Annotated in this window: 16 protein-coding genes; 12 read left to right on the top strand and 4 right to left on the bottom strand. The window is 42.1% G+C overall.

Features of this window, described 5'->3' with window-relative positions; genetic code table 11:
• The first annotated feature begins 158 nt into the window (after positions 1-158).
• Both rluC and JF50_RS01975 read left to right on the top strand, forming a co-directional pair.
• On the top strand, positions 159-1,121 hold the full coding sequence (gene rluC / locus JF50_RS01970; protein ID WP_039607831.1) for a 23S rRNA pseudouridine(955/2504/2580) synthase RluC: 963 nt from the start codon (positions 159-161) through the stop codon (positions 1,119-1,121).
• A complete protein-coding gene (locus tag JF50_RS01975) occupies positions 1,111-1,752 on the top strand; it encodes an HAD family hydrolase (protein ID WP_039607832.1) in 642 nt (213 codons plus the stop codon). Before rluC ends, JF50_RS01975 begins: the two co-directional genes overlap by 11 nt.
• On the opposite strand, the gene JF50_RS01980 is transcribed toward JF50_RS01975, so the two are convergent.
• Positions 1,732-2,328: a Maf family protein gene (locus JF50_RS01980; protein ID WP_039607833.1), complete on the bottom strand. Its 597-nt coding sequence runs from the start codon at positions 2,326-2,328 to the stop codon at positions 1,732-1,734. The genes JF50_RS01975 and JF50_RS01980 overlap by 21 nt on opposite strands.
• Positions 2,329-2,449: 121 nt before the next feature.
• On the opposite strand from JF50_RS01980, the gene yceD reads away from it, so the two are divergent.
• From yceD to mltG, 9 genes are all read left to right on the top strand, one after another.
• The gene (gene yceD / locus JF50_RS01985; protein ID WP_039607834.1) at positions 2,450-2,974 is read left to right on the top strand and encodes a 23S rRNA accumulation protein YceD; all 525 of its coding nucleotides are present in this window, start codon (positions 2,450-2,452) and stop codon (positions 2,972-2,974) included.
• 10 nt (positions 2,975-2,984) lie between these two features.
• Positions 2,985-3,155 (top strand): 50S ribosomal protein L32, encoded by a 171-nt coding sequence (gene rpmF / locus JF50_RS01990; RefSeq protein WP_023400289.1) that lies wholly within the window; start codon positions 2,985-2,987, stop codon positions 3,153-3,155.
• Positions 3,156-3,166: 11 nt separating this feature from the next.
• Positions 3,167-4,207 carry a phosphate acyltransferase PlsX gene (gene plsX / locus JF50_RS01995; RefSeq protein ID WP_039607835.1) on the top strand — a complete coding sequence of 347 codons (1,041 nt, stop codon included), beginning with the start codon at positions 3,167-3,169 and terminating at the stop codon, positions 4,205-4,207.
• Positions 4,208-4,362: 155 nt separating this feature from the next.
• Entirely contained in the window at positions 4,363-5,289 is a 927-nt protein-coding gene (gene fabD / locus JF50_RS02000; protein WP_039607836.1) for an ACP S-malonyltransferase, read from the top strand.
• A gap of 12 nt (positions 5,290-5,301) precedes the next feature.
• The gene (fabG, locus tag JF50_RS02005) at positions 5,302-6,048 is read left to right on the top strand and encodes a 3-oxoacyl-ACP reductase FabG (protein ID WP_039607837.1); all 747 of its coding nucleotides are present in this window, start codon (positions 5,302-5,304) and stop codon (positions 6,046-6,048) included.
• A gap of 208 nt (positions 6,049-6,256) precedes the next feature.
• Positions 6,257-6,493 carry an acyl carrier protein gene (gene acpP, locus JF50_RS02010; protein ID WP_010374019.1) on the top strand — a complete coding sequence of 79 codons (237 nt, stop codon included), beginning with the start codon at positions 6,257-6,259 and terminating at the stop codon, positions 6,491-6,493.
• A gap of 81 nt (positions 6,494-6,574) precedes the next feature.
• Positions 6,575-7,813, top strand: a complete 1,239-nt coding sequence (gene fabF / locus JF50_RS02015) for a beta-ketoacyl-ACP synthase II (protein ID WP_039607838.1) — start codon at positions 6,575-6,577, stop codon at positions 7,811-7,813.
• 59 nt (positions 7,814-7,872) lie between these two features.
• Positions 7,873-8,637, top strand: coding sequence for an aminodeoxychorismate lyase (gene pabC, locus JF50_RS02020; protein ID WP_039607839.1), 765 nt, complete (start codon positions 7,873-7,875; stop codon positions 8,635-8,637).
• A complete protein-coding gene (gene mltG / locus JF50_RS02025; RefSeq protein ID WP_039607840.1) occupies positions 8,634-9,614 on the top strand; it encodes an endolytic transglycosylase MltG in 981 nt (326 codons plus the stop codon). The genes pabC and mltG overlap by 4 nt, the downstream gene beginning before the upstream one ends.
• Positions 9,615-9,662: 48 nt before the next feature.
• Here the strand turns inward: mltG and JF50_RS02030 are convergent, their stop codons facing one another.
• Complete coding sequence (locus tag JF50_RS02030; RefSeq protein WP_039607841.1) at positions 9,663-9,995, bottom strand: hypothetical protein; 333 nt, start codon at positions 9,993-9,995, stop codon at positions 9,663-9,665.
• A 127-nt stretch (positions 9,996-10,122) separates the two neighbouring features.
• The gene (locus tag JF50_RS02035; protein WP_039607842.1) at positions 10,123-11,676 is read right to left on the bottom strand and encodes a polysaccharide deacetylase family protein; all 1,554 of its coding nucleotides are present in this window, start codon (positions 11,674-11,676) and stop codon (positions 10,123-10,125) included.
• Between the two features lie 490 nt (positions 11,677-12,166).
• Here JF50_RS02035 and JF50_RS02040 point away from each other — a divergent pair, with 490 nt between their 5' ends.
• Entirely contained in the window at positions 12,167-14,038 is a 1,872-nt protein-coding gene (locus JF50_RS02040; RefSeq protein ID WP_039608048.1) for a DUF885 domain-containing protein, read from the top strand.
• Between the two features lie 128 nt (positions 14,039-14,166).
• On the opposite strand, the gene JF50_RS02045 is transcribed toward JF50_RS02040, so the two are convergent.
• Positions 14,167-15,759, bottom strand: coding sequence for an ABC-F family ATPase (locus tag JF50_RS02045; RefSeq protein WP_039607843.1), 1,593 nt, complete (start codon positions 15,757-15,759; stop codon positions 14,167-14,169).
• Positions 15,760-15,818: the final 59 nt, after the last annotated feature.

Here is a 15,818-nt window from a genome sequence, read left to right on the forward strand (position 1 = left end):
GAAATCTTAGCTCTGATCTGTATGATCCTCCACCCAAGATGTGCATCACGACAGTTTATTTGCGATAAAAAGCAATGCTCGCAAAATTTGCGAGTCGATTATCCCACTAATAACTGTGTGATAGCAACTAAATTATTACTCAAATCAGTGATTAGGCAATGTCAGAAAAGAATGGTTTACAAGTTACCTTTGTAACTATCACCGAAGATCAGTTAGGTCAGCGTATTGATAACTTTTTAGTTACCCACTTAAAAGGTGTGCCAAAGAGTGCTGTCTATAAAATTTTGAGAAAGGGCGAAGTACGCGTTAACAAAAAGCGTGTCAAGCCGGTATATAAACTGCAAATTGATGACGTAGTTCGGATCCCTCCGGTAAAAACCGCCGAGAAAACAGAGTTTGTTCCCAAAAATTTAGATAGGGTTGCAGGTCTTGAGGATTGCATAATATATGAAGATAAATATCTGATTGTTATAAATAAGCCTTCAGGAATGGCGGTACACGGCGGGAGCGGTCTTAGCTACGGTTTAATTGAGGCAATCCGTGCATTAAGGCCGCAAGAAAAGTCGCTAGAACTGGTTCATCGCCTAGACCGAGATACATCAGGTTGCCTTTTGATTTCGAAACGACGAGCCGTATTGAAAGGGTTGCATGAGCAGCTACGAGAGAAAACCATGGAAAAGAACTATTGGGCACTCGTGGCTGGAGAATGGTCTTCTAAACATAAAAATGTGACAGAGCCTTTGAGGAAAAACACGTTAAAGTCAGGCGAGCGAGTTGTACGTGTTGATCATGAAGAAGGCAAAGCATCACATACGCGTTTTCGTGTATTAGAAAGGTTTAATGGTGCGACGCTAGTTCAGGCATCTCCTGTAACTGGTCGTACGCACCAAATTCGTGTACACACTCAGTGTAAAGGCCACCCTATTGCATGTGATGATAAGTATGGAGATCAAGCATTTGATGCGCAAATGCGTGGGAAAGGTCTAGGGCGTCTATTTTTACATGCACGAGAACTTCGTTTCTTACATCCTAAAACAGAAACAACCGTTCACGTTGAAGCCCCTTTAGATGATGCACTGTCGGATTGTATAAAAACGTTAAGAGCTGAGAATGGATTATAAGTTAGTTATATTCGATTGGGATGGCACGGTTATGGACACCGTGCCTAAAATTGTGAATACCATTAATCTGGTCGCAGATCAGTATGGCTTTTCAAGAGAAAGCGAAGAAAAAACCAAAAGTATTATTGGACTGTCACTTGAGCATGCTTTAGCAACTCTGTTTCCCGCTCAAGCAAATAGAAGTACAGAATTGGCTACTGCCTATAAAACGATTTATAGAGATGTAGATCGTACGCCTACTGAGCTCTTTAATGGCGTTGAACAGGTTATAAAACAGTTATCTGAGAATAATATTAAACTGGCCATCGCAACGGGGAAAAGTCGTCAAGGACTAGATAGATTACTTAATGAGTCGGGCCTTGCACAGTACTTTGTTTGCTCGCGGACTGCCGATGAAGCCCAGTCGAAGCCAAACCCTGATATGATACAGCAGATTTTGGCAGAACTTGATGTCGCGCCACAAGAGACTGTGATGATAGGAGACACGACAATTGATATGGATATGGCGTCGCAAGCTGGTGTGGCTGCTATTGGTGTGACATTTGGTGTTGCAAATGCCACTGAGCTACAGGCTTTTTCACCAGTTCATATCATTGATGAGTTCGAGCAGTTATTGACTTGCTTGCTCTAACACATCGACATCAAATTCTGCGAGTGATTTAGTCAACTCAATCAGAGGAAGGCCAATTAATGTGTTTGGGTCTTCCCCTTCTAATTTCTCAAACAAACAAATACCTAAGCCTTCACTTTTAAAACTACCGGCACAATTATATGGCTGCTCGATGTCTAGATAGTTAGAAATCTGAGCTTGAGTTAGGTCTCTAAAGTAAACGTTAAATGGCACAACTTTAGAAATACATCTTTGTGTTTCAATATTGTACACACTCAACCCAGTATAAAAGGTGACACATTGCCCACTAAACAGAGTAAGTTGCTTGATGGCATTTTCTTTATTATGTGGTTTTCCTAAAATTTCATCATTAAATACAGCGACTTGATCTGAACCAATAGACAGTCCTTGGGCGAAGTGCTGCTGTGCTACTTTTGCTTTGTGTTCACTTAAGCGCCTTACCAAGGATTGTGGTGACTCATGCGCTAAAGCTGATTCATCAATGTCGGGAGAAAATGTAGAAAAAGCAAGGCCAATTTTTTTTAAAATTTGCTGCCTAAATGGTGAGCTAGAGGCTAATATAATAGGAGTTTTCATGTATCTATTTTTATCTGAACTGAGTAATTGAGACAAGGATAAGCGTTAGTCGGCGAAAAACAATAGGAAAGTTTATTTTTACTTTGACTAAACCACTAACAATCTATATGATGCAGCCCCTATGCAAAAGGTGAAAATTCCCATCACTCTTGATCCCGGCAGGGCAGCGCAACGTCGAGCTACATATGACGGCATTGTGTCGCTTGAAGAACTTTCTCGTCTGCAGCAAGTTGTGCAGGATCAGGTAGGTGAAATAGCGGTAACTATTCATTGCGATATTGATCAGCAAGGTTTGGTTGTAATTCGAGGCTCAGCTCGAACGCAAGTGACTTTGGTGTGTCAACGTTGTAATGATGAATTAGGGTTGGATTTGGCTCAAGACTTTGCGTATTCGCCAGTCGGATTAGGTGCAGAGTCGGATGATCTTCCAGAAAGCTACGATGTTGTGGAATTAAATGAAGAAGGTGAAATCAATCTTCGAGAACTAATCGAAGATGAATTGATTTTAGCGATTCCGATAGTTCCTATGCATGATGAAGCTTCATGTTCGTTTTCAAATAAGCCAGTGAGCTTTGGCGAAATCGAAACAGAAGAAAGTAAACCAAATCCATTTGAAATTTTAAAACAACTTAAGAAAGATTCTTAGGAGAAGGCTAATGGCGGTACAAAAAAGCAAAGTGACTCGTTCACGTCGTGGCATGCGTCGTTCACACGATGCTATCAGCGGACCAGCTTTAACTGTAGACCAAGTTTCAGGTGAGACTCATCGTCGTCACCACGTAACTGCAGATGGTTACTACAAAGGCGTTAAAGTAATTTCTAAGTAAGAGATTGCTTTATGCTGACTAATCTAACCATTGCGTTAGATATGATGGGGGGCGATTACGGCCCCCGTTCATCTATTCCAGCTGCTATTCTTGCAGTTGATAAATACCCAAATCTAACTTTGTTGTTATGCGGTAATGAAGCTGTATTACGACAGGCGCTTAGTAAAGAAAATCAATTAAATCACCCAAGACTGGTAATAAAGCACTGCGAGCAAGTCGTTACAAATAATTGTGAACCTGCACACGCGCTCAGAAATAAACGCAATTCTTCCATGCGCATTGCGCTTGACCTTGTGAAGTCAGGACAGGCTCAGGCATGCGTGAGCTCCGGTAACACCGGCGCCTTGTTATCTATGGCACATTACGTGTTAAAAATGCTACCAGGTATAAAGAGACCTGCGCTCATTACCTCTATGCCCACAGAACAAAAGCAACCCGTATATCTGCTCGATTTAGGGGCGAATGTTTTATGCGACCCTGAAACGTTATTTCAGTTTGCCATTATGGGGTCAATCGTTGCTGGCGAGTCTTTAGATAAAGAACATCCAAAAGTGAGCTTGCTTAATATTGGTGCAGAAGACATTAAAGGGCATGAAGGCATTAAACAAGCTGCCAAGTTAATGTCGGAGTGTGAGCATTTGAATTACCAAGGTTACTGCGAAGGCAGTGATATCTTTTCAGGTAAGTCAGATGTGATTGTTTGCGAGGGATTTGTGGGGAACATAGCATTAAAAACTTGCGAGGGAATTGCGAAGTTGATCATGCTAAAATTCACGAAAGCCCTGAAAAAACACTTTTTTTATAAGGCTCTTGCATTTTTACTACGCCCAGTGATAAAAAAACTCTATAAAAAGGTGAACCCCGACCAGTATAACGGTGCAAGTCTGGTAGGATTGCGTGGTATTGTCGTAAAAAGTCATGGAAATGCTTCGAATAAGGCATTTTTAGCAGCGATCGATGAAGCTGTTAGAGAGGTTAATCGACGCATTCCCGAAAAAATACAAACAGCTTTTGAAAAAATGACTGATGTGGAAGAAACGTCTATTAGTTAGCACGAAAGCCACATTTTCAGCGAAATTAGCGGTTGTTTTAATAAAGTTGTTTTTAAATAACCAAATTTAGTCATACTTCGACAATTGGCGTTCTAGATCAGTCTGTCACGCTGGTTGTGAGTGATCAAATTTAAAGACGAGTAAAAGAGCATCTTATGTCACAAAAAATTGCTTTACTTTTCCCAGGCCAAGGCTCGCAGAGTGTTGGTATGTTATCAGAGCTATTAGAGTCTTCTGATATTGTTAAAAATACCTTTGCTGAGGCATCAGAAGCACTTGGCTATGATCTTCAAGCTTTGGTGCTAAATGGCCCAGAAGAAGAGTTAAATAAAACGCATAAAACGCAACCTGCATTGTTGACTGCAAGCGTTGCCATTTTCCGCCATTGGCAAGCAAAAAATGTTGATGCTGAACTCGTTCTAGCCGGTCACAGTTTAGGTGAATACTCAGCATTAGTTTGTGCTGGCGTATTGGAATTAGCAGCGGCAGTCACGCTAGTTGAAAAGCGCGGTTTATACATGCAAGAAGCAGTGCCAGCAGGCACAGGTTCAATGGCAGCAATTATCGGATTAGGTGATGATGTCATTGCTAAGGTGTGTGAAGACGCTGCACAAGGGCAAGTTGTTTCTCCAGTTAACTATAACTCGCCTGGTCAAGTTGTTATCGCAGGTCACAAAGAGGCTGTTGAGCGTGCAAGTGAAGCATGCAAAGAAGCCGGTGCCAAGCGTGCGCTACCGTTATCGGTGAGTGTGCCTTCTCACTGTGAATTAATGAAGCCAGCAGCAGAGCGTCTAGCCGCTGATCTTGAAGCATTAACTTTTGCAGAGCCTAAATATCAAGTTATTAATAACGTCGATGTTGAGGTAGCAAATAGTGCTGCTGAAATAAAAGATGCGTTAGTGAGACAGCTATTCAGCCCTGTACGCTGGACAGAGACAGTTCAAAAATTAGCAGCGCAAGAAATCACTCAAGCCTATGAATTTGGTCCAGGCAAAGTGTTGACAGGTCTAGCAAAGAGAATAGACAAATCAGTTAAATGTGCTGCTGCTAACGATTTAGCATCAGTTGAAAGTGCAGAATAATAGAGAAGAAAAATGTCAAATATATTTGATCTTAAAGATAAAATTGTATTAGTAACCGGTGCAAGCCGTGGTATTGGTAAGTCTGTAGCGCAGACTTTGGTAGCACAGGGTGCAACTGTACTTGGTACAGCAACAAGTGAGTCAGGTGCTGAAAGAATCAGTGAGTACTTAGGCGAAAATGGCAAAGGTTACAAGCTAAATGTCACTGATGTGGAGTCTATCGACGCTGTACTAAAGCAGATTAAAGCAGATTTTGGTGATATTGATGTATTGGTCAATAACGCTGGTATTACACGTGACAATCTTCTTATGCGTATGAAAGATGACGAGTGGACTGATATTATTGACACAAACTTAAGTGCCATTTATCGTTTATCTAAAGCAGTGCTTCGTCCTATGATGAAGAAAAAATCAGGTCGTATTATTAATATCGGCTCTGTGGTTGGTACTATGGGTAATGCTGGTCAAGCAAACTATGCTGCTGCGAAAGCGGGCGTTATTGGTTTTTCTAAGTCACTTGCCCGTGAAGTGGCTTCTCGTGGTATTACGGTAAACGTCATTGCACCAGGTTTTATTAAAACAGATATGACGGACGAGTTAACAGAAGATCAAAAAGCGGCAACATTAGCAAACGTACCAGCAGGTCGTTTAGGTCAGCCTGAAGAAATTGCAGCTGCAGTTGCTTACCTTGCTTCTGATGCTGCGGCATATATTTCTGGTGAGACATTACACGTAAACGGTGCGATGTATATGGTATAAAGATTACAAAATAATTTAAATTTTTGTGATCTTGCCGCAAACTAGCTTGAAATTGCCCTGAAAATAGGCGATAAAGAGTGAAAAAATTTAGTAACAGGTTTGACCAGACAAAAAAGTCATAGTCAATCCTTGAATCAATACATGATGCGCCGTAAACTACGCCGCAATCTGAAATTAACGCAAAAGCGTTTTAATAAAGGAAAGAAGAATGAGCGACATCCAAGAACGCGTAAAAAAAATCATCGTTGAGCAACTAGGTGTTAAAGAGGAAGAAGTAAAATCTGAAGCTTCTTTCGTAGACGACCTAGGTGCAGACTCTCTTGACACTGTAGAGCTTGTAATGGCTCTTGAAGAAGAGTTCGACACTGAGATCCCTGATGAAGAAGCTGAGAAAATCACTACTGTTCAGGCAGCGATCGACTACGTTACTGCTCACGCTGAGTAATTAACGGATCTGAAGGGCAGCACTCGCTGCCCTCATTCATTCTACCCCCGCAAAATTTCAAATCCCTTTTTGGAGGAAACCGTGGCTAAACGTCGAGTCGTAGTAACTGGCTTAGGTATGTTGACGCCGCTAGGTAATGATGTTCAGTCAACCTGGCAAGGCCTGTTAGAAGGTCGTAGTGGCATTTCAAACATTACGCATTTTGATACATCGAGTTTTGGAACTAAGTTTGCTGGCTTAGTTAACGACTTTGATGCGACAGAATACATGTCCAAAAAAGACACAAAAAAAATGGACTTGTTTATTCAGTATGGCATCGCAGCTGGTGTCCAAGCATTAAAGGATTCAGGTTTAGAAATCACTGATCAGAACGCTGCACGAGTTGGTGTTGCGGTCGGTTCAGGGATTGGTGGATTAACTCTTATTGAAGAGAATCACCACAAATTGATCGCCAGCGGTCCTCGTAAGCTATCGCCTTTCTATGTGCCTTCTACAATCATCAATATGATTTCAGGGCATTTGTCTATTATGCATGGCTTGAGAGGTCCAAACATTTCAATCGTAACAGCATGTACGACAGGTCTTCATAACATTGGCCATGCTGCTCGTATGATCGCGTATGGTGATGCGGATGCGATGGTAGCTGGTGGTGCAGAAAAAGCATCTACACCGATTGGTATGGGCGGTTTCAGTGCAGCGCGTGCTTTATCAACGCGTAACGACGACCCAGCGGCTGCATCTCGCCCTTGGGATAAAGATCGTGATGGTTTCGTATTAGCAGATGGTGCTGGTGTGATCGTGCTTGAAGAGTATGAACATGCAAAAGCCCGTGGCGCTAAAATCTATGCTGAACTCGTTGGTTTTGGTATGAGCGGCGATGCTTATCACATGACCTCGCCACCAGAGGATGGTTCAGGTGCTGCACTTGCTATGGAAAACGCACTGAACGACGCTGGTGTGAATGCTGAGCAAATTGGCTATATCAATGCGCATGGTACGTCGACACCGGCTGGTGATATTGCCGAAACGTCTGCTGTTAAGTCTATTTTCGGCAATGCAGCAAAAGACGTTATGGTAAGCTCATCTAAGTCAATGATGGGTCACTTACTGGGTGCGGCAGGGTCAGTTGAATCAATTATTAGTATTTTGTCATTGGTAGACCAGAAAGTGTCACCAACGATTAACTTAGATAACCCTGATGAAGGCTGTGATTTAGATTATGTGCCACACACTGCTAGAGATGCGAAGTTAGACTATGCATTGTGTAATTCATTCGGCTTTGGTGGGACCAACGGCTCACTGCTATTTAAAAAGATTTAAGTCTATTTAAAGATTGATTAAGCCTGGCATAGCCAGGCTTTTTTTGTTTGAGGGGTTATATGGAAATCAGTCATCGCGATCGCGGTTTAAATTATGGAGATGGTTTTTTTACCACTATCCAAGTTAAACATGCCCAGCTGCAACTGTGGCAGTATCATCTTGAACGGTTGAGACAATGTCAGCAGGCATTGCGTTTTCCGCCACTTGAAGAGGCTGGATTATTTGACGCGTGTCAAAAAGCTGCACAAGGCTGTCAGTTAGGAGTGTTGAAGCTTGTGATTACCAGAGGTGAAGGTGGCAGAGGTTATGGTTTACCTGATCAGCCAGAGCCTTCTATCATCATTACTATGAGTGAGTTCCCCCTGCATTATCAGCATTGGCAATCGCAGGGTGTCTCTTTGTCTGTCAGTGGCGTGAAATTGGGCCATCAACCTTTGTTTGCCGGTTTAAAAACACTTAATCGCTTGGAACAAGTGTTAATTAAAGAGGACGCTAGTCGCCGCAGTGGTGATGATGTTCTGGTACTTGATTTGAATGACAATGTCATAGAGTGCTCAGCCAGTAATATTATCGCCGTTAAAGACCAGCAGCTAGTGACGCCAAGTTTAGTGCTTTGTGGGGTTAAAGGTGTGTACTTGAGCCTGTTGTCAGATCATCATAATATTAAAGAGCAGGTGCTCTCTTTGGCAGATTTGCAGGACGCGGATGCGGTATTTATGTGTAATAGTTTGATGGGACTAGTACCAGTTAAATCAATAGACAAAAAAACATTTAACCTGCAAACTGCACTTGAGTTAAAGGCTAGAATAGAAAATTCTTTATGATTAGAGTGTTATTATGGGGCGTTGTCATTATTTTTGTGGCTACATGCTATGGTGCGTATCTCTTTTTTGAGCCTGTACGAAACGAAACGCTTCAGTTACCCCAAGAATATATAGAGATCCCACAGGGGGAAACGTTTACGCGTTTATGCGCAAAATGGCAGTCACAGCAGGCATTGACAAGTTGTTTGCCTTACAAATTATACAGTAAATTATACCCCCAAAAGTTTACGTTAAAAGCGGGTGTGTATAACGTGAAAGGGCTATCTGTGCTATCCGCTATTGAAAAGTTAAATAACGGCGATATAGCGGATTTTACTTTTACGATCATTGAAGGTGATACATATAACACAGTGCTTGAAAACCTCAGAAGCAGCGCTTTTTTAGTATTTGATATTACCGATGGAGATGGCTCCAACTTTACACTGTATGATAATAATCATCCAGAAGGGTGGTTGTATCCTGATACGTATCATTATGAAGGCGGCACGCGGGCATCAGCACTGGTTGCTCGATCACATCAAAAAATGAAGCAAGTCCTCGCAGAAACATGGGCCAAGCGTGGCGACAATGTGGCTTTGAAAAACGAATATGAAGCGCTTATATTAGCGTCGATCATTGAAAAGGAGTCAGGTGAAGCGGCTGAGCGAGATATCATCTCGTCGGTATTTCATAATCGCTTAAAGAAGGGCATGCGATTGCAAACTGATCCAACCGTTATTTATGGACTAGGTGAGCGTTTTAAAGGAGATATTACTCGTGCACATTTGAGGGAGTATACACCTTATAATACTTATCGAATTGATAGGTTCCCTCCCACACCTATAGCCATGCCATCATATGATGCGCTAATAGCAGCAGTACAACCAGCGCAAACGGATTATTTTTATTTTGTCTCGAGAGGAAATGGAGAGCATCATTTTTCCAAATCATTGAAGGAACACAATCGCGCGGTTAGAAAGTATATTTTAAAGCGCTAATCAACACGTGAGCACTAACAATTTAGTGCTCACATACGGCGTATCAGTTTAGCGATTGATGACTATACCTTTAACTTTTGAATGAAGGCTATCATGGCAACCTTCTACGAGTATATTTACTGTTTTATCTGACAGCATTGCTGATAAACCAAGCGATATAATAGACTGGGTGTTGTTACCTGTGTTTGAAAAATATCTGTGTGTGCCTGTTTTAGCATTTGGACATTCAGGGTTTGAGTTGTTTTCAGTGGTAATATATCCATGGCCTCCATTATGGTCATACCATCTTACATCTGTTACTTTGGTATTTTGAATCCAAGTGCCCGATGCTTGAGAAGAAAAAGCCGCAAATAGCGCAACAATAGAAAAAAGTGTCTTCATGAAAGTTTGTCCCTAATTTGTGAAAACACAAAGGTTACTTTAAGTTTTCTAGTGTGTAAATAATGAGAGCAGCTTTTTTTGCTTTAATGTAAAAGACTGTAAAAATCAGTCTCTTACATTTAAATATTTATTTTGCGCTAAACTCGACAGTCAATGTTTGGTTGGCTGTTAAGTTACTAAATGTATACTGCTCGACTGAGCCTAAATTGACACCATTGAGCGTTACACTTTTGACTTGTGCACCGGGAGCCGCATTGAAGAAGAACGTTTGTGCTTTATCTGCTGCGATCAAGGTGTCTCCATAAATGTCACCGACCGGCGTTACAGAGCCTAGGTGGCTTACTTTTGTTGCTTGATCTCTGGTGATTAATTTCCACGGGTCATAATCAGGGCTCTGTGAACCAGGCATGGAATCCGCGTACCACTTGGCCTCGTAATATTTACCGTCGTGGTAAACTTGATCGCCTCTTTGATAGATATTTCCTTGAATATAAATAGGGCTTGCACCAATGCTTCTTACCGTAACAACTTTGCCATCAGTAAGCGGAGTAGGGTTACGCATCCACTCAATGATGTCTTTAAATGGCACAATACGGACAACAGGCTGGCCATTCACTTTAATGCTTAGCGCATATTGGATAAACTCTTCAATGGCTTGTTGGCGTTCCAAATAAGTTGTTGCACGGCCACCTTGATCGTACGCTGGTGCATAGATGTGTGCATGCGCGCCATACAGCAGTGGTGAACGGTTTCCTTCAAGCCTTAAATGTAAGTTGTGTTTAAGCATCTCAAGTACAGCATTTTTGCTCATATTAGTGCTTACCCACATATTGGTATCAAAGCCAACCATTTTGCCGCCTTCTGGCTTTTCAAATACATTAGAAGGAAGTTGCCACAGTCCAGGGTAGCTGCCTACATCAGGTTTACCAACGCGCTTGGTTGGCGTCCCATTATTTAAAGTATAAGGCCACGCATTATTGGTACCGTTAAATTGGCTGTCCCAACCTTCTTCAATACTGGTGTCGTAAACAAAGTTGCCTTTGACCAGAGCTGAAAATAATGCGTTGTTATGATTCAGGTAAGGCGTTCTAAAGCCAATGATTTCACTGGATGGCACACCAGGACCAGCTGCGTTATTGGCGCCATTGGTCACTTCAGTTGGATCATAAGGTTTGCTAAGCCATGTTTGGGTGATACTGAGTTCTTGTGTCCACTCTTGTTCGCTAAAGTTACCTGTATCCGGTCCTCCATCTCTGTGGCTAAAAGTATGATTACCTACTTCATGACCGTCTACATAAGCATCACGCCAAGCATGCTTAATCCCAACTTCATCGCCTGCCTCTTTGACTATGTATGATGGAGTATGAAAGAACGTAAATCTTACAGGGGCACCATCAAATGTAGCGGGGTTATTAGCACCCAAATCATTGTGAAGGTGACGAGTATAGTTATTGATCCAGTCCATCCCTTCTTTTGAGCCATTATCGTCAAATCCAATTGAAACAAATAGGGGGACTTGTACTGGTCTCAAATCAGCCGGTGGCATTTGGCTCCATGGTTGATTATCTGAATAGTCGTACTGACTGGTAGGTGTCAAGCTTGTTTCGGAAGTATGAGTTTGAGCGACTGCTGACAAGCTGATAAATACGCCGATTGATAGCGCTGACATTTTAAACTTCATGGTAGTTCCTTACTTAAAGTTTGCATATTGGGATGCACTCATTGTACATAAAATGGCGCTAATAACAGTGGGTGTTGTCTCCTCAATGCACATGACCTTGCGCTATCTCAAAAGGCCTTTTTAAATTTAAAAAAGCATTTAAAACATTGATTTAGATTTATATTGCGTTTTAGTTTTTATGCTGAATAAGCTTTTCATTATCATCTAATTGTTCATTATTTTTAAATATTCGAAAATGCGGGTTTACAGCTCAAAATGAGGAATGCGCAATGATTTATCTGTGCTTTGAATATGTGTAATTTTATTGATTCAGGACAACTAAAAAGCTACTCGTTTAATGTGGATGAACTGATAGGTACGTTGATTAACGTTCGTGATGATTTGAGTGGGTGACACGTAGCTTCAACTTATGTAGATTACGCTGCAGAATATTTTGAGAAAGTTTTCTTTTGCGTTAAAGAATAAAATGACAACACTCTGGGGAGTTAAAATGAGAAAGGTAAGTATGCTGGCTGCGTGTGTGCTGTTAGCGATCACGGGATGTGCAAAAGACAGTGCGCAATATAAGAAGAGTCATTCTGTTGCTGAAACTCAAGAGGCTGTGAGCCGAGCAGATGTTGACGTTGTTGTAGAGCAGTACACAAAAGCATTTATTAATCACCAACCAGCGATGGCAACCTCTTTGAAACTTGATAGCACAGAATATGGTGAGTATTCAACTCGCTTACCTGATTACTCCGTTGACGGTATGCAGGCAATGCAGATAGATATGGCCCATGCTGCTGAGCAACTTAAACAATTGCAGGGGGCAGGGTTGAATAATAAAGACCTTTTGCATGTTCAAGTTAATGAGGTGGTTGCGCGCTATTATGCTGGAGATAGTGTTTTTTCTGCTGGCTATATCGATACTTGGGGTGGGCATTTACCCTATATTGTGAACCAGATCTCCGGCCCTTTGATGGATGTGCCGGGCATACTACAAAACCAACATGAGGTGAGCAATGAATCACAGGCAAAAGCGTACATATCGCGTTTGGCCGCGTTTGCAACTATGGTGGACCAAGTTAATGAAAAAGTACTCAGTGATGCAAAGCAAGGTGTTATTTTACCGAAACCGCTATTTCCAAATACATTATCTTATTTAACGGGATACACAAAACCGGCAGCAGATGAGCATGTATTGGTTACTTCATTTATACAAAAGCTGAATGATGTACGGAGCATTGATGTTGCTACTCGTAAAGAGTTGGTTCGAGCTGCAGCAAAGGTCATTGAGCAGCAAGTATACCCCGCATTTGAGCGTGTTACGGTGACGATGCGGGGGTTAGAACAGCAAGCATCCGATAATGTCGGTATTTGGTCACAGCCGAATGGCGAAGGCTTTTATCAACATGCTATTACCTACTTAGCTGATTCGGATATGACAGCACAGCAGATACATGATATCGGCCAAGCAGAGGTGACACGTATCACCAAGAGAATGGACGAGATCCTCAAAGCAAATGGCTATACAAAAGGATCTGTGAGTGACAGAATGAAACAGCTCAATGAAGAACCGAGGTTTTTATTTGCAGACAGTGATGAAGGACGACAAGCTTTATTAGACTTTCTTGAAGGTGAAATAAAAACCATCAATGATAAGGCGCCTCAATACTTTTCGACTTTACCACCACAGAAAGTAGAAGTGAAACGTATCCCTGTTGAAGTGGAAGCTGGTGCACCAGGAGGGTACTATTATGCACCTTCGCTTGATGGAAGCCGCCCTGGCGTGTTTGCGATTAATTTGAAAGATATGAAAGCGGTACCAAGTTTTGGCTTGAAGACACTGACGTATCATGAGGCTGTACCGGGCCATCATTTTCAAATCGCATTAAATATGCTGCAAACAGATATTGGTTTAATGAGGCAAAACGCCTCATTTAACGGTTATATAGAGGGGTGGGCTCTTTACTCTGAGCTACTTGCTTATGAAATGGGCATGTATGATGAAGACCCATTCGGTGATTTAGGCAGGTTACAGGCGGAAGCGTATCGTGCAGCGCGGCTTGTTGTTGATACGGGTTTGCATTTTAAGAAGTGGCCGCGCCAACAGGCCATAGAGTACTTTGCCGAGGCAACAGGTTCTGCAATGAGTGATGTGGTGCCTGCCATTGATCGCTATATTGCGTGGCCAGGTCAGGCTTTAGGGTATAAGCTTGGTATGTTGAAATTTGAAGCTTTGAGAAAAGAGGCACAGCAAGCGTTAGGTGATAAATTTGATATGACCTCTTTTCATGATGAAATTTTGCTCAAAGGTGCACGTCCTTTAGCTTTGGTTGAGCAAGACATTGTTCGGTGGGTGGAAAAGCGCCAAGCCATGTAGCTATTAAGTAGTGAAAAAAGAGGCGCTAGCCTCTTTTTTTGTCTGTACAGCTCGTTTATAAAATAAACGATTACTGTTGTAGAGTAATGCGGTGAGGTCAGCGCGACAAAAATGCCGCGCAAAAAGGATCAGTCTTCGATACCTCGGAATTTTAAGAACTCAGTATATGTGCCCTTAAAGTCAGTGACCTTGTTGTCTTTGATTTCAAGGATACGTGTTGCCAAAGAGTCAACGAATACACGGTCATGAGAGACGAAGAACAGCGTACCTTTATACTGCTCTAGTGCGGTGTTCAATGATTCAATTGATTCCATGTCCATGTGGTTAGTTGGCTCATCCATCAAAAGAATATTTGGTTTATGCATCATAAGCTTACCAAGCAACATTCGGCCTTGCTCACCACCTGATAAAACTTTGACAGATTTCTTGATGCTGTCTTGAGAGAACAACATTCGGCCTAAGAAACTGCGTAGTACTTGCTCATCATCGCCTTCTTGACGCCATTGGCCCATCCACTCCATCAGATCCATGTCTTTTTCAAAGTCTTCAGCATGATCTTGCGCATAATAACCAATATTGCTATTTTCAGACCACTTAAAGGCACCATCGCGAGGCTGCAATTGACCTGCCAATGTATTTAGTAATGTTGTTTTACCAACGCCGTTTTCACCAATGATGGCGATTCTTTCACCCACTTCAAAAATACCACTAAAGCCATTGAATAAATCTTCTTCAAAGCCTTGAGAAAGGTTTTCAATCTCAAGTGCATTTCTAAATAGTTCTTTAGATTGTTCAAAACGAATAAATGGGTTTTGACGGCTTGATGCTTTTACTTGCTCTAGCTGGATCTTATCAATTTGCTTAGCACGAGATGTTGCTTGTTTTGCTTTTGAGGCATTTGCAGAGAATCGTGCAACGAAAGTTTGTAATTCAGCAATTTGTGCTTTCTTCTTCGCGTTATCTGCCAATAAGCGCTCTCTGGCTTGTGAGGCTGCGGTCATATATTCGTCGTAATTACCTGGGTAAAGACGCAGTTCACCGTAGTCTAGGTCAGCCATATGTGTACAGACACTGTTTAAGAAGTGTCTGTCGTGCGAGATGATGATCATGGTGCAGTTACGCTCGTTTAAGGTATGCTCAAGCCAGCGGATCGTGTCGATGTCCAAGTTGTTGGTTGGTTCGTCTAGCAACATAATATGCGGGTCAGCAAATAGGACTTGTGCAAGAAGCACTCGCAGTTTCCAACCTGGAGCGACTTCGCTCATTAAACCAAAGTGCTGTTCAGTTGGAATACCCACAGCTAGGAGAAGTTCGCCAGCTTTAGACTCTGCCATATAGCCGTCCATTTCAGCGAATTTCACTTCAAGATCGGCAACAATCATCCCTTCTTCTTCACTCATTTCAGGGAGAGAGTAAATTCTGTCACGCTCTTGTTTTACTTCCCAAAGCTCTTTATAACCCATGATAACAGTGTCGATCACTGTATATTCTTCATAAGCAAATTGGTCCTGATTAAGCTTGGCTACACGCTCTTGTGGATCATAACTGACATTACCGCCAGTTGGCTCTAACTCGCCGCTAAGAATTTTCATGAAGGTTGATTTACCACAGCCATTTGCACCGATCAGGCCGTAGCGATTACCTTCGCCAAATTTGACGGAGATATTTTCAAAAAGCGGCTTAGAGCCAAATTGTTGTGTGATATTCGCTGTAGAAATCAAAATCTCATACCTTAAAAAGTTTAAATCGGCGCCACGTTACCCGCTGAAGGCTACAACTG

Origin of the sequence: Pseudoalteromonas luteoviolacea (genome assembly GCF_000814765.1) — a bacterium.
GTDB classification, from domain to species: Bacteria; Pseudomonadota; Gammaproteobacteria; order Enterobacterales; family Alteromonadaceae; genus Pseudoalteromonas; species Pseudoalteromonas luteoviolacea_H.